This window comes from Spirilliplanes yamanashiensis, assembly GCF_016863475.1.
Lineage (GTDB): Bacteria > Actinomycetota > Actinomycetes > Mycobacteriales > Micromonosporaceae > Spirilliplanes > Spirilliplanes yamanashiensis.
This window is the reverse complement of sequence record NZ_BOOY01000030.1, coordinates 50,882-65,892: the sequence shown is the minus strand read 5'-3', so window position 1 is coordinate 65,892 and position 15,011 is coordinate 50,882. Positions and strand designations below refer to the sequence as shown.

The window sequence follows — 15,011 nt, the reverse complement described above, 5'->3', positions numbered from 1 at the left end:
CGGGCCCGGCACCGCGAGGGGGAGATCGTTGAACATCTGGCCGGGAGCGCCGTACCCGTTGGGCGCCACCTACGACGGCGGCGGCACCAACTTCGCGCTCTTCTCCGAGGTCGCCGAACGGGTCGAGCTGTGCCTGTTCGACGACGACGGCACCGAGACGCGCATCGACCTGCCGGAGCGCGAGGCCCTCGTCTGGCACGGCTACCTGCCCCGCGTCGGTCCCGGCCAGCGCTACGGCTACCGGGTGCACGGCCCGTTCGACCCCGCCGCCGGGCTGCGCTGCAACCCGAACAAGCTGCTGCTCGACCCGTACGCCAAGGCGATCGACGGGCACAACGAGTGGAACGAGGCGCTGTTCTCCTACCGGTTCGGCGACCCGACCTCGTACAACGACGCCGACTCCGCCCCGTACACGCAGCGCTCCGTGGTCATCAACCCGTTCTTCGACTGGGCCAACGACACCCCGCTGCGCATCCCGTACCACGAGACCGTGATCTACGAGGCGCACGTCAAGGGCATGACGGCCCGGCACCCGAAGATCCCGGAGGACGTCCGCGGCACCTACTCCGGGCTCGCCCACCCGGTGATGATCGACCACTTCAAGAAGCTGGGCGTCACCGCCGTCGAGCTGATGCCGGTGCACCAGTTCGTGCACGACAGCGGGCTGACCGAGCGCGGCCTGTCCAACTACTGGGGCTACAACACCATCGGCTTCTTCGCCCCGCACAACGACTACGCCTCGTTCGCCGAGCACGGCGGGCAGGTGCAGGAGTTCAAGTCGATGGTCAAGGCGCTGCACCGGGCCGGCATCGAGGTCATCCTCGACGTGGTCTACAACCACACCGCCGAGGGCAACCACCTCGGCCCCACCCTGTCGTTCCGGGGCATCGACAACCCGGCCTACTACCGGCTCGTCGACGGCGACCGGCAGTACTACTACGACACCACCGGCACCGGCAACAGCCTCAACGTGCGCCACCACGAGTCGCTGCGGCTCATCATGGACTCGCTGCGCTACTGGGTCACCGACATGCACGTCGACGGCTTCCGCTTCGACCTGGCCGCGTCGCTGGCCCGCGAGTTCCACTCCGTCGACCGGCTGGCCGCGTTCTTCGACCTGGTCAACCAGGACCCCATCGTCAGCCAGGTGAAGCTCATCGCCGAGCCGTGGGACGTCGGCGACGGCGGCTACCAGGTCGGCGGGTTCCCGCCCCTGTGGACGGAGTGGAACGGCAAGTACCGCGACACCGTCCGCGACTTCTGGCGCGGCGAGCCCGGCACCCTCGGCGAGCTGGCGTCGCGGTTCACCGGCTCCTCCGACCTGTACGAGATCGACGGCCGGCGGCCCATCGCCAGCATCAACTTCGTCACCGCCCACGACGGCTTCACCCTCGAGGACCTCGTGTCCTACAACGAGAAGCGCAACGCCGCCAACGGCGAGGACAACCGCGACGGCGAGAGCCACAACCGCTCCTGGAACACCGGCGCCGAGGGCCCCACCGACGACCCCGACGTGGTGGCCCTGCGCGAGCGCCGCAAGCGCAACTTCCTCGCCACGCTGCTGCTGTCGCAGGGCGTGCCGATGATCGCCCACGGCGACGAGCTCGGCCGCACCCAGCAGGGCAACAACAACGTCTACTGCCAGGACAACGAGCTCAGCTGGGTCGACTGGACCGACGCCCGGCACCACGACGTGCTGACCCGGTTCACCGCCGACCTCACCCGGCTGCGCGCCGAGCACCCGATCTTCCGCCGCCGCCGCTTCTTCGACGGCCACGAGGTCGAGGGCACCAAGGTCACCGACATCGCCTGGCTGCGCCGCGACGGCCAGCCGATGGGCGGCGCCGACTGGGACGGCGCGAACACCGTCACGGTGTTCCTCAACGGCCAGGGCATCCCGGAACGCGACGCGCTCGGCGAGCCCATCGTCGACGACTCGTTCCTGCTGCTGTTCAACCCCCTCGCCGAGGGCGCCACCTTCACCCTGCCCGGCGCCGAGTACGGCCAGATGTGGGAGGCCGTCGCCGACACCGCCGACCCGCTGCTGGCCACCCCGGCCCGCCGCACCGGCGTCAAGGCGGGCGGCACGGTCGAGCTGATCGGGCACTCGCTGCTCGTGCTGCGCTGCCGCTACTAGCGTCGCCACGGCCGGCGGTGGACGTGCGTCCGCCGCCGGTCGTGCCTGCCGGGTGATGTCGTACCCGGTGTCTAGGTTGTCGGGGTGCCCCTCGAACGCTGGTCGCCCGCCCAGGCCCTCGCCCTCGCCCCCGACGCGTCGTCGCAGCGGGCCGGCCGGGCGCTGAGCGGCCCGGCCGCGTGGGTCTCGGCGGGGGCCGACGACGAGGGGCTGTGGGGCGAGGCGCGCGGCAGCGGCCGCAACCCCTACCAGGTGTGCGTCGACCCGGCCGGGCCGGCGTACCGGTGCTCGTGCCCCAGCCGCAAATTCCCCTGCAAGCACGTCGTCGGGCTGCTGCTGCGGTGGTCCGACGCGGGCCTGCCGGAGGCGGCGGCCCCGCCGTGGGCGCGGGAGTGGCGCGAGCGCCGGGCCGCGGCCCCGAAACCGGCCGCGAAGGCCGCCGCCGCGCCCGACCCGGCCGCCGTGGCCAAGCGGGCCGAACGCCGCGCCGAGCGCGTCGCCGGCGGCATGGCCGAGCTGCGCCGCTGGCTCGACGACCAGGTCCGGCACGGCCTCGCCGCCGCCGAGCAAACCGGGCCCCGGCCGTACGAGGCGATGGCCGCCCGCCTCGTCGACGCGCAGGCCCCCGGCGCGGCGGGCGCGGTGCGCCGGCTCGCCCGGCTGCCCGGCTCCGGCGCCCACTGGGCCGACCGGCTGCTCGGCGAGCTGGGGCTGCTGCGGCTGCTCGCCGCCGGCCACGAGCGGCTGGAGCAGCTGCCCGGCGACCTCGCCGCCACCGTGCGCACCCGCATCGGCTTCCCGGTGGCGAGCGAGGACGTGCTGGCCGGGCCCGCCGTGCACGACCGGTGGCAGGTGCTCGGCCGCACCGAGATCATCGACGACGCCCTGACCACCCGGCGCACCTGGCTGCGCGGCGCCGGCACCGGGCGGTTCGCGCTCATCCTGTCGTTCGCCGCGCCCGGCCGCAGCCTGCCCACCGACCCGCCGCCGGGCACCGAGCTCACCGCCGGCCTGCACTACCACCCGGGCGCCTGGCCGCAGCGGGCCCTGCTCGGCGCGGTCGAGGCCACCGGAGCGATGACGGCCCCGGCGGGCGGCTCCGTCGCCGACGCCCTGCGCGAGCGCGCCGCCGCCCTCGCCGCCGACCCCTGGCGCGACCTGGTGCCGGTCGTGCTGGCCGGTGTCGTGCCCACCGCCGACGGCCACCTGGCCGACGCGGCGGGCGACGCGCTGCCGCTGGTCACCGACACGCCCTGGTGGCTGCTCGCCGCCGCGGGCGGCCACCCGGCCACCGTCGCCGCCGAGCTGGGCCGCGATGGGCTGCGGCCGCTGTCGGCGTGGGCCGAGGGCGCCTTCGTCACCGCCCCCGACACCTACGCCGGCGGCGGGCCGCGCACGGCCGAGCTGCCGCCCGAGCTGCTGTCGGCCGCCCTCGTCGGCACCGACCGGCGGCCCTGGCCCGGCGGGGCCGTCCCGCACGTCGGCAGCCACCCCGGCACCCCCGCGGGCCTGCTGGAGGCGGCGGCCGCCGCGGCCGTCCACGCCCGCGCCGGCCGGCCCGCCGGCACCGGGCACCCCGCCGTCGCCCCGGCGCCCGCCGAGACCACCCGGCCGCTGCCGCCGGCCGCCGCCGCCCGCGCCGCCCGCATCCTCGCCGACGGCGGCATCCCCGGCGGCGGCCACGCCCAGGGCGAGATCCTCGCCGAGTGGCTCGCCGCGGTGCCCGCCGACCGGCACGTCCCGCCCGGCGTGCTGCCCGCCCTGCTCGACGCCGGCCGCCGCGCCACCGCCCTGCGGCCCGACATCGCCCGGGTCGCCGGGCGCCGCGGCCGGTGGCTCGCCGCCCAGTCGCCCGCGTGGGCGTACCTGCTCGACGAGGCCGCGGCGGCCGGCGCCGGCGACGACGCCTGGCTCACCGGCACCGTCGGCGAGCGCGCCGCCCACCTCGAACGGCTGCGCCGCCGCGACCCCGCCGCCGGGCGCGAGCTGCTCGCCGCCCACTTCGCCGCCGAGAGCGCCCACGACCGGGCCCGCTTCCTCGAGGCGCTCGCCACCGGGCTGTCCCTCGCCGACGACGCGTTCCTCGAGGACGCCCTCGACGACCGCCGCCGCGAGGTCCGCCAGGCCGCCGCCGACCTGCTGCGCACCCTGCCCGGCTCCGGCTACCAGCACCGCATGGCCGCCCGCGTCGCCGCCTGGGTGCGCGTCGAGCGGCGGCTGCTCGGCCGCGACCGCCTCGTCGCCGAACCGCCCGCCGCCGTCGGGCCCGACCTGCGCCGCGACGGCGTCGAACCGCGCGCCCCGCGCGGCACCAGCCCGTCGGCCGCCCTGCTCACCGACGTCGTCGGCGCCGCCGGGCTGGCCGTGTGGGCCGACCGGTTCCGGCTCACCCCGCAGGCCGCCGTCGCCCTGCCCGTCCTCGACGACCTCGGCCCCGCCCTGCTGCACGGCTGGGCCGTCGCCGCCGCCCGCGAACGCGACGCCGCCTGGGCCGGCGCCCTCGTGCCCGCCCTGCTCGAACGTCCCCGCGACGCCGCCGACCGGCAGCTGCTGTGGGCGCTGTTCGAGCTGCTGCCGCCCGACCGGGCCGCCGAGCTGGCCGCCGCCGAGTTCCGCCGCGACCCGTCGCTCAGCGGCGACCTGCTCACCGCGTACCGCGGCCGGTGGCCCGCCGGGCTCGCCGAGGCCGTGCTGCGCGTCGTCGAGGGCCGCGCCCGCACCGACGAGCAGGCCTGGCAGCTCGGCCACCTGTGCCGCCAGGTCGCCACCACCATGCCGCCCGCCGCGCACACCGCCGCCCGGGCGCTCGCCGACCGCCTCGCCACCGCCGGCGTCGGCGACGCCCGCCTGCGGCCCGTCGCCCAGCTCGCCGCCGTCCTCACCTTCCGCCACGACATGCACGAGGAGCTCCGATGACCGCGCTGCGACCGCACGCCGAGCAGCAGTACGCCGACGAGCTGGCCGCGCTCGCCGCCGCCGACGACCGCCCCCGCCCGCCCGGGTGGCGGCTGTCGCCGCAGGCCGTCGTGACGTACCTGCTCGGCGACGGCGCCAAGATCAGCCCCAAGTACGTGGGCCCGCGCCGGCTCGTCGAGGTCGCCGTCGCCACCCTCGCCACCGACCGGGCGCTGCTGCTGCTCGGCGTGCCCGGCACCGCCAAGACCTGGGTCTCCGAGCACCTCGCCGCCGCCGTCAGCGGCGACTCCACCCTGCTCGTGCAGGGCACCGCCGGCACCGCCGAGGAGGCCATCCGGTACGGCTGGAACTACGCCCGCCTGCTCGCCGACGGCCCGTCGCCCGCCGCGCTCGTGCCCAGCCCCGTCATGCGCGCCATGGAGACCGGCGCCATCGCCCGCGTCGAGGAACTCACCCGGGTGCCGTCCGACGTGCAGGACGCCCTCATCACCATCCTCAGCGAGAAGACCCTGCCCGTGCCCGAGCTCGGCACCGAGGTCCAGGCGCAGCGCGGCTTCAACGTCATCGCCACCGCCAACGACCGCGACCGCGGCGTCAACGAGCTGTCCAGCGCCCTGCGCCGCCGCTTCAACACCGTCGTGCTGCCGGTGCCCGCCTCGGCCGACGAGGAGGTCGACATCGTCGCCCGCCGCGTCGCCCAGCTCGGCCGCTCCCTCGACCTGCCCGACGTCCCCGCCGCCCTCGACGAGATCCGCCGCGTCGTCACCGTCTTCCGCGAGCTGCGCAACGGCCTCACCGAGGACGGCCGCACCCGGCTCAAGGCCCCCACCGGCAGCCTGTCCACCGCCGAGGCCATCAGCGTCGTCACCAACGGCATGGCCCTGGCCGCCCACTTCGGCGACGGTGTCCTGCGCCCCGCCGACGTCGCGTCCGGCATCGTCGGCGCCGTCGTCAAGGACCCGGTCTCCGACGCCGTCGTCTGGCGCGAATACCTGGAGACCGTCGTCCGCGAGCGCCCCGACTGGCGCGACTTCTACCGCGCCGCCCGCGATGCCTGAGCGCTTCTACGGCATCCGCCACCACGGCCCCGGCTCCGCCCGGGCGGTGCTGCGCGCCCTCGACGCCCAGCAACCCACCATCGTGCTCATCGAGGGCCCACCCGAGGCCGACGACCTGGTCCGCTGGGCGGGCGCCGGCCTGGAACCCCCGGTCGCCCTCCTCGGCTACGCCGCCGACGACCCGCGGCGGGCCGCGTTCTGGCCCTTCGCGGTCTTCTCCCCGGAGTGGCAGGCGCTGCGCTGGGCGGTGGCGCACGGCGTCCCGGTCCGCTTCTTCGACCTCCCGTACGCCTACCGCGCCGCCACCCCGGACGGCCGCCTGGCCCCACCGCCGGGCCCTGCCGCGCCGCCCGACCCCTCCGCCGCGCCCTCCGGGCTGGATCCCTCCGCCGGTGGCCCTGACTCACCCGGCGGGCCCGGCTCCGGGTCCGAGGGGCCTGACCCCTCGGCCGGCTCTGACCCCTTGGCCGGCTCTGACCCCTCGGCCGGCTCTGACCCCTCGGCCGGGCCTGACCCCTCGGCCGGCTCTGACCCCTCGGCCGGGCCTGACCCCTCGGCCGGGCATGAGCACACGGCCGAGCACGGCCAACCCGGCCTGTCGCCGGCCCCGGACGGGCCGGAGGACCCGGCCGCCCGGCGGCGGGTGCGGCCCGTCGATCCCATCGGGGAGCTGGCCGCCGCGGCCGGCTACGACGACGCCGAGCGGTGGTGGGAGGACGTCGTCGAGCACCGGGGCGCCCCCGCCTTCGAGGCCATCGCCGAGGCCATGGCCGCGATCCGCGACGGTTCCCCCGAGGACCCCGACGACCTGGTGCGGGAGGCGCACATGCGCACCGTGCTGCGACAGGTGCGGCGCACCCACGAGGAGGTCGCCGTGGTGTGCGGGGCGTGGCACGTGCCGGCGTTGACGCGGCGGGTCACGGCGGCCGCCGACGCCGCGCTGCTGAAGGGGCGGCGCAAGGCGAAGGTGACGTTCACGTGGGTGCCGTGGACGTACGGGCGGCTGGCGTCGTGGCAGGGGTACGCGGCGGGGGTGCGGTCGCCGGGCTGGTACCACCACCTGTTCACCACCGGCGACGAGGTGGTGCCGCGGTGGCTGGTGGGGGCGGCCCGGGTGCTGCGGGAGGAGGGCACGCCCACGTCGTCGGCGCACGTGATCGAGGCGACGCGGCTGGCGGAGGCGCTGGCGACGTTGCGGGGGCGGCCGCTGGCCGGGCTGGCGGAGCTGACCGAGGCGACCGAGGCGGTGCTGTGCGAGGGCGACCGGCTGCGGCGAGAGCTGGTGGACCGGCGGCTGGTGGTGGGCGAGCGGCTCGGGGCGGTGCCGGACGACATGCCGGCGGTGCCGCTGGCGCGGGACGTGGCGGCGGCACAGCGGCGGCTGCGGTTGCGGCCCGAGGCTCTGGACCGGGAGCTGGACCTGGACCTGCGCAAGGAGACGGACCTGGGGCGCAGCCGGCTGCTGCACCGGTTGCGCAGCCTGGGGGTGGCGTGGGGGGTGCCGGAGAACCGGGGCGGCACGACGGGCACGTTCCGGGAGCAGTGGCGGCTGCGGTGGGAGCCGGAGTTCGCGGTGCAGTTGGTGGACGCCAGCGCGTACGGCACGACGGTGGAGGCGGCGGCGACGGCGCGGGTGGCGGAGTCGGCCGCCGGGGCGGAGACGCTCGCGGACGTGACGGCGCTGGTGGAGGTGTGCCTGCTGGGCGACCTGACGCAGGCGTACCCACCGGTCCTGACCGCGCTGGACGCGAAGGCCGCGCTCGACGCGGACGTGGCGCACCTGATGGCGGCCGTGCCGTCGCTGGCGCGGACGCTGCGCTACGGCGACGTGCGCAACACCGACGCGGGCGGGCTGGCCGGGGTGACGGCGCGGCTGGTGACGCGGGTGTGCGCGGGGCTGCCCGCGGCGGTGACGGCGCTGTCGGACGCGTCGGCGGCGGAGCTGCGCACCCACGTGGACGCGGTGCACGCGGTGCTGGGGCTGCTCGCCGACGACGCGTTGCGGGAGCGCTGGCTGGACACCCTGGAGGGGCTGGCCGGCCGCGACGACCTGCACGGGCTGCTCGCCGGGCGGCTGACCCGGCTGCTGCACGACGCGGGGCGCCTCGGCGCGGCGGAGGTGCGGCGGCGGCTGGGGCTGCCGCTGACGGTGGGTGGCACGCCGGCGCACGCGGCGGCGTGGGTGGAGGGGTTCCTGGCCGGCGGCGGGCTGCTGCTGGTGCACGACCCGGCGCTGCTGGAGCTGGTGGACGCCTGGGTGGCGGACATCGACCCCGACGCGTTCACGTCGGTGCTGCCGCTGCTGCGGCGCACGTTCGGGGCGTTCGCGGCGGGGGAGCGGCGGGCCATCGGTGACCGCGTGGCCGGTGGGGCGGCGCGGGCGGCGGCCGGGCCGGGCGCGCCGGACCTGGACCGGGCGGCCGCGGTGCTGCCGACGCTGAGCCTGCTGCTGGGACGGGAGCTGCGATGACGACGGACCCTGCGATGACGACGGGACCGGCGATGACGACGGGACCGGCGAGCGACCCGGAGCGGCTGCGGCGGTGGCGGATGCTGCTCGGCGCGGCGGCCGGCGAGCAGTTCGCGCAACCGTCCGGGGCCGACGCCGGGGCCGACGCCGCGCTGGCGGCGCTGTACGACCGCGGCGACGGCGCGCCCGAGCGGGGCGGCGACGGCGGCCGGCGGCGGGCGGGCAACCTGGCCGCGTCGGCGCCGCGGGTGGCGCGCTGGCTCGGTGACATCCGGGAGCACTTCCCCAGCACGGTGGTGCAGGTGATGCAGGCCGACGCGATCGAGCGGCTCAACCTGACCCGGCTGCTGCTGGAGCCGGAGATGCTGGCCGCGGTCGAGCCGGACGTGCACCTGGTCGGCACGCTGCTGTCGCTGACCGGCGTCATGCCGGACGCGACGAAGGACGCGGCCCGCCAGGTGGTCCGCACGGTCGTCGACGACCTGGAGAAGCGGGTGGCGCAGAAGACCGTGGCGGCGGTGTCGGGCGCGCTCAACCGGGCCACCCGCATCGCCCGGCCCCGGCACGCCGACATCGACTGGGACCGCACGATCCGCGCCAACCTGCGCCACTACCAGCCGGAGCTGAGGACGGTCATCCCGGAGCGGCTCGTCGGGTACGGGCGGCGCAGCACCGCCGTGCAGCGCGACGTGGTGCTGTGCGTCGACCAGTCCGGCTCGATGGCGGCGTCGGTGGTGTACTCGGGGGTGTTCGCGGCGGTGCTGGCGTCGATGCGGTCGCTGCGCACGTCGCTGGTCGTGTTCGACACCGCCGTCGTCGACCTCACCGACCAGCTCGGCGACCCGGTCGAGGTGCTGTTCGGCACCCAGCTCGGCGGCGGCACCGACATCAACCGGGCCCTGGCGTACGGCCAGCAGCTCGTCACCCGGCCCCGCGACACGATCTTCGTGCTGATCAGCGACCTGTACGAGGGCGGCGTGCGCGAGCAGATGCTGCGCCGGGTCGCCGAGCTGACCGCGGCGGGCGTGCAGGTGATCACGCTGCTGGCGCTGTCGGACGAGGGCGCCCCCGCCTACGACCACGACAACGCGGCCGCGCTGGCGGCGCTGGGGGTGCCCGCGTTCGCCTGCACCCCGGACGCGTTCCCCGACCTGATGGCGGCGGCGATCGAGCGGCGCGACCTGATGGCGTTCGCCGCACGGCACACCGGGCGGGGCTGAGGCATGCGGCCGCTGCCGGGCCGCTGGTCACCGACGGCGTGACGGGGCGCACCGGCGGTCGAACTCCTCAGGCGGGGGCGGCGGCCGCCGAAGGTCCAGGCAGTCCGAGACCCTGGAGTCCGCCGTGCCCGCCTCCGCCGCGCCGCCCCGCCCCGGGACGCCCCGCCCCGGGACGTCCGCCGGTGCGCCCGGCGCGCCGGAGCGTGCGCCGCGGACGGGTGGCGCCGACGACGGGCTGACGCTCATGGAGGTGCTCGTCACGCTCGGCGTGATGACGATCGTGATGGCGCTGTTCGGCGCCGGGCTCACCCAGCTGTACCGCACCGCCCAGCGCAGCGAGTCCCTCGGCGTCGCCCAGACTCAGCTGCACCAGGCGTTCCTGCGCCTGGACCGGGACATCCGGTACGCCTCCGGGATAAGCCTGCCGGGCACGGCGGGCGGCGACTCGTACGTCGAGTACGTCATCAGCAACACCGAGGTGGTGCGGTGCACGCAGCTGCGGCTGTCGGCGTCGGGGCTGCTGCAGAGCCGGTTCCGGCGCGACAGCGGGCCGGTCAGCGGCTGGCAGACGCTCGCCTCGCACGTGACGACGCCGCGCGCGTTCACCCGCACCCTGGCCAGCGAGGCGGGGGCGCCGCACCAGCAGCTCGGCGTGACGCTGACGCTGAGCGCCGGGGCGGGGGCGACGGCGAGCCGGCGGCAGGCATCGTTCACGTTCACCGCGCTGAACACCGGCGTCGGCACGGCCTCCGACGGCGTCTGCCCCTCGCTGGGGCGGCCATGAGCCTGCGGTGGCGTGACGACGAGGGGTCGCTGGCGCTGGCGTCGCTGCTGGCGATCGTGGGCGCCGGGCTGAGCCTGGCGCTGCTCACCGGCACCCTGCAGCTGGTCGCGGCGACCCGGGTGGAGCGCAGCCGGGTGGTCGCGTTGCAGGCGGCCCGCACGGGGCTGGCGAGCGCGCTGGCGAACCTGCGCGCCGCGCGGGACACCGACGGCAACGGGGTGGTGTCGCTGCTGCCGTGCGACACGACCGGCACGGCGCCGCAGGTGACCGGGTCGGTGGGGCAGAGTTCGGCGACGTTCCGGGCGTCGGTCACGTACCTGTCGCAGGACCCGGCCGGGCGCAGCGCCGCATGGGTCGCCGCCAACGGCGTGACCTGCACGAACGTCGTGCCCAAGTACGCCTACGTGGTGTCGGTGGGCACGGAAGCCGTCAGCGGCTACCGGCGCACCCTGTTCGGCACCTACGCGTTCAAGAGCCTGCGCAAGGGCAACATGCCGGGCGGGCAGATGCACGTCTGGAAGGGGGCCGGCGCCACCTACGACCTGTGCATGGACGCGGGCCTGACCCCGGTGCCCGGCACGGACGTGCTGATGCAGCCGTGCGCCACCGCCGCCGACGGCAGCCCGCTGCCGCAGCAGAAGTGGGGCTACCAGCCCAACCTGACGATCAGCCTGGTCACGGCCGACCCGACGCTGTACCCGAACGGGCTGTGCCTGGACGCCGGCCCGACGCAGTCGGCGAAGAAGCCGGTCAAGCTGCAGCAGTGCGGCGCGACGACGCTGATGCGGCAGCAGTGGAGCTTCAACTACGCCAGCGGGTTCTTCGGCACCAGCGACGGCAAGAAGTTGAACACCTACTGCTTCAACGTCGAGAAGCCGGACACCCCGGGCAGCCGGGTGGTGCTCAACGACACCTCGGGCGGGCTCGGCAACGGCAACTCGGCCTGCAACACCGACTTCCCCAACGGCTACCAGACGTGGGTGCCGGACCCGGCGGTCGGGGCGGGCGCCGCCGGGCTGCCGGTGACGAAGCAGCTGGCGAACTTCGAGCAGTTCGGCCGGTGCTTCGACGTCACCAACATGGACGTGACGATCCCGTACGAGGTCGTGTTCCCGTGCAAGCAGACGCCGGACCCGGCCGACCGGGACTGGAACCAGCAGTGGGACCTGCCGGACGGCGTGGGCACCATCTCGACGGTGGCGCCGCAGGGCCGGCACTGCGTCACGGCGCCGGCGTCGCCGGTGGGGCCGCCGCCGCTGCTGGTTTCGGTCCAGCCGTGCGGCACCAGTTCGTCGGAGCGCACCACGTGGCTGGTGCGCGGGCCCGACACCGCGTCGTACACCGAGGCGTACCGGATCGAGGGCACCGGCGCGTACGCCGGGCTGTGCCTGCAGCCGCTGCCGGAGGCGCCGGCCTGGCAGCAGGCCGACAAGGCGGGCCTGAAGCCGTGCAACGGCGACCGCATCCAGAAGTGGAACGCCACGCCGGACTCGACCGGCGCCGCGTTCACGGACATCGGGGAACGATGAGCGCGCGGCGCGACGACGGCTACACCCTGGTCGAGGTGCTGGTGTCGATCGGGGTGGTCGGCGTGGTGATGGCCGCACTGGGCCTGTTCTTCCTGCAGACGACGACGGCGGGGCGCCGGCAGGCCGACGAGCAGACGGCCGCCCAGCTCACGATGGCCGCCATGGAGCAGGTCAGCCTGCTCAACGGCGCCGCCCTGCTGCAGGGGCGCACCCAGGCCGCCGTGCAGGCGCAGTGGCGCGCGCCGGGCGTCGAGGCGTACCTGGCGGCGGGCGAGACGGAGCTGGTGTGGTCGGCGGAGCCGGCCGGGCCGGGCGCGGCGGCGCTGCCCACCGCGCCGGAGCCGGTGCTGATCGCGGGGTCGCCGTCGAAGTTCTCGCGCTCCTGGTACGTGGGGGCGTGCTGGCAGCCGCGCCGGGCGGGCGAGTGCGTGGTGGTGCCGGCGAGCCAGCGGCCGTCCCGGGTGCCGATGTACCGGGTGGTCATCGCGGTCACCTGGCGGTCGAAGGACTGCGCGTCGGGGTTGTGCTCGTACACGACGGCGACGCTGGTCGGCGCGGAGCAGCAGGATCCGACCTTTTCCTGAGCCGCGCCCGGCCCTAGTGTCCGAGGCATGGGAACACGTCGACGTTTATCGATCTTTGTCCTGGCGGTGGCGGTGCTGGTCACCGCGTCCGGGTTCGCCCGCGGCGGCTGGCGGCTGACCGACACGGGCGTCACCGAGCGCTTCCGCGGCCTGGCTGCCGTCAGTGACCGGGTGGCGTGGGTGGCGGGTTCCGGCGGTGCGGTGCTGCGCACCGTCGACGGCGGCCGGAGCTGGCGCCGCGTCGACCCGCCCGGCGCGGCGGGCCTGCAGTTCCGCGACATCGAGGCGTTCGACCGCCACCACGCGGTCGTGCTGAGCATCGGCGAGGGGGAGCAGAGCCGGCTGTACGTGACCGGCGACGGCGGCCGCACCTGGACCGAGTCGTTCCGCAACGACGACCCGCGAGCCTTCTACGACTGCGTCACGTTCCTGGACCGCCGGCACGGCCTGGCCCTGTCGGACCCGGTCGACGGGGCGTTCCGGATCCTCGCCACCCGCGACGGCGGGCGCAGCTGGCGGGTGCTGCCCACGGCCGGGATGCCGCCGGCCCTGCCGGGCGAGTTCGCGTTCGCCGCCAGCGGCACGTGCCTGGTCTCGGCGCAGGGACGGGCGTGGTTCGCCACCGGCGGCGGCGAGCGGGCCCGGGTCTTCCGCACCGCCGACGGCGGGCGCACCTGGACGGTGGCCGACACGCCGGTGCCGAGCGGGCCGAGCGCCGGCGTCTACAGCCTGGCGTTCCGCGACGCGCGCACCGGCCTGGCGGTTGGCGGCGACTACGTGACGCCGGACGCGGCCCCGGCGGGCGCCGCCGCGAGCCGGGACGGCGGCCGCACCTGGCGCACCGCCCGCGTCGTGCCGGGGGAGTACCGCTCGGGCGTGGCGTGGGTGCCGGGCACCCGCGGCACCGCGCTGGCGGTGGGCCCGACCGGCACCGACGTGACCACCGACGGCGGGCGCACGTGGCGCGAGGTCGACGGCGGCAGCTTCGACGCGGTGGACTGCGTGCCGCGCGCCTGCTGGGCGTCGGGCGAGCAGGGGCGGGTGGCGATCGCCCGCCGGTGACGCGCGTCGCTGTGTACGGGCGTACACATGGTGTGTACGCTCGTACACATGACCGCGTCCCAGATCCGGGCCGTCCCGCGCGCCGCGCGGGCCGCCGTCGCCGCGTTGTTCCTCACCAACGGCGCCCTCTGGGCCAACGTCGTCCCACGCTATCCCGAGATCAAGGCCGAGCTGGGCCTCAGCAACGCCGTGCTCGGCACCGCGATCGCCGCGTTCCCGCTCGGCGCGCTGCTCGCCGGGCTGTTCGCCGCCCCCGCCATCGCCCGGTTCCGCTCCTCGCGCATCGCGGCGCTGGGCATCGTGCTGCTCGCCCTGGCCACCCTGCTCATCCCCGTCGCGCCCGGCTGGGTCGCGCTGGCCGCGGTGATGTTCGTCGTCGGCGCGCTCGACGCCGTCATCGACGTGGCCCAGAACGCCCACGGCCTGCGCGTGCAGCGCCTCTACGGCCGCTCGATCGTCAACTCGTTCCACGGCGTGTGGAGCATCGGGGCGGTGCTCGGCGGCCTGATGGGCTCGGCCGCCGCCGGCCTGCGGGTGCCGCTGCTCGTCCACCTGGCCGTGTCGGCGGTGCTGTTCAGCGCCGTCGCGGTGATCGCGTACCGGTTCCTGCTGCCCGGCCCCGAGGACGCCGAGCGCGAGCCCGCCGCCGGGGCCCCGGTCGCGCGGCGCCGGCTCGGCGGCACCGCCCTACGCCTGCTCGCCGCCCTCGGCGTGCTCGCCGCGTGCGGCTCGCTGGTCGAGGACGCGGGCGCCTCCTGGGGCGCCATCTACCTGCGCGACGAGCTGGCCGCCGGCGCGGCCGTGGCGGGCCTGGCGTTCGTGGCGCTGCAGGTCGCCATGACGGCCGGCCGGCTGCTCGGCGACCGCGTCGTCGACCGCTTCGGCCAGCGCGCCGTCGTCCGGGCCGGCGGGGCGCTCGCCGCGGCCGGCATGGGCGTCGCGCTGGCGTTCCCGTCGATCGGCACCGCCCTGGCCGGCTTCGCCCTGGCCGGGCTCGGCGTCGCGGTCGTCGTGCCCGCGGCGATGCACGCCGCCGACGAGCTGCCCGGGCTGCCCGCCGGCGTCGGCCTGACCGTCGTCAGCTGGCTGCTGCGGGTCGGCTTCCTGCTGTCGCCGCCGCTGGTCGGCCTGATCGCCGACGCGTCCAGCCTGCGCGTGGGCCTGCTGAGCATCGTCCTGGCCGGGCTGCTGATGATCGCCTTCGCCGGCGTGCTGCACCCGCGCCGGCGCCCCGCCGCCGTCTGACACCCG

The 15,011-nt window shown here is 76.3% G+C and carries 10 protein-coding genes; all 10 read left to right on the top strand.

The features are described 5' to 3' along the window. The first annotated feature begins 28 nt into the window (after nt 1-28). The 10 genes from glgX to Sya03_RS21135 all read left to right on the top strand — a co-directional run bounded on the left by glgX (nt 29) and on the right by Sya03_RS21135 (nt 15,005). The gene (gene glgX / locus Sya03_RS21185; protein WP_203940107.1) at nt 29-2,137 is read left to right on the top strand and encodes a glycogen debranching protein GlgX; all 2,109 of its coding nucleotides are present in this window, start codon (nt 29-31) and stop codon (nt 2,135-2,137) included. Nucleotides 2,138-2,221: 84 nt separating this feature from the next. Further along, nucleotides 2,222-5,053 carry an SWIM zinc finger family protein gene (locus Sya03_RS21180; RefSeq protein WP_203940106.1) on the top strand — a complete coding sequence of 944 codons (2,832 nt, stop codon included), beginning with the start codon at nt 2,222-2,224 and terminating at the stop codon, nt 5,051-5,053. Then, a complete protein-coding gene (locus tag Sya03_RS21175; RefSeq protein WP_203940105.1) occupies nt 5,050-6,111 on the top strand; it encodes an ATP-binding protein in 1,062 nt (353 codons plus the stop codon). Before Sya03_RS21180 ends, Sya03_RS21175 begins: the two co-directional genes overlap by 4 nt. Then, a complete protein-coding gene (locus Sya03_RS21165; protein WP_239107731.1) occupies nt 6,104-8,581 on the top strand; it encodes a DUF5682 family protein in 2,478 nt (825 codons plus the stop codon). Before Sya03_RS21175 ends, Sya03_RS21165 begins: the two co-directional genes overlap by 8 nt. Then, entirely contained in the window at nt 8,578-9,801 is a 1,224-nt protein-coding gene (locus Sya03_RS21160) for a VWA domain-containing protein (RefSeq protein WP_239107730.1), read from the top strand. The genes Sya03_RS21165 and Sya03_RS21160 overlap by 4 nt, the downstream gene beginning before the upstream one ends. Before the next feature lie 124 nt (nt 9,802-9,925). After that, a complete protein-coding gene (locus Sya03_RS21155) occupies nt 9,926-10,585 on the top strand; it encodes a PulJ/GspJ family protein (RefSeq protein ID WP_203940104.1) in 660 nt (219 codons plus the stop codon). Then, the gene (locus Sya03_RS21150; protein ID WP_203940103.1) at nt 10,582-12,114 is read left to right on the top strand and encodes an RICIN domain-containing protein; all 1,533 of its coding nucleotides are present in this window, start codon (nt 10,582-10,584) and stop codon (nt 12,112-12,114) included. The genes Sya03_RS21155 and Sya03_RS21150 overlap by 4 nt, the downstream gene beginning before the upstream one ends. Then, on the top strand, nt 12,111-12,698 hold the full coding sequence (locus Sya03_RS21145) for a type II secretion system protein (protein ID WP_203940102.1): 588 nt from the start codon (nt 12,111-12,113) through the stop codon (nt 12,696-12,698). The genes Sya03_RS21150 and Sya03_RS21145 overlap by 4 nt, the downstream gene beginning before the upstream one ends. A 27-nt stretch (nt 12,699-12,725) precedes the next feature. After that, the gene (locus tag Sya03_RS21140) at nt 12,726-13,760 is read left to right on the top strand and encodes a WD40/YVTN/BNR-like repeat-containing protein (RefSeq protein ID WP_203940101.1); all 1,035 of its coding nucleotides are present in this window, start codon (nt 12,726-12,728) and stop codon (nt 13,758-13,760) included. Nucleotides 13,761-13,808: 48 nt separating this feature from the next. Beyond that, on the top strand, nt 13,809-15,005 hold the full coding sequence (locus tag Sya03_RS21135) for an MFS transporter (protein WP_239107729.1): 1,197 nt from the start codon (nt 13,809-13,811) through the stop codon (nt 15,003-15,005). Nucleotides 15,006-15,011 lie beyond the last annotated feature (6 nt).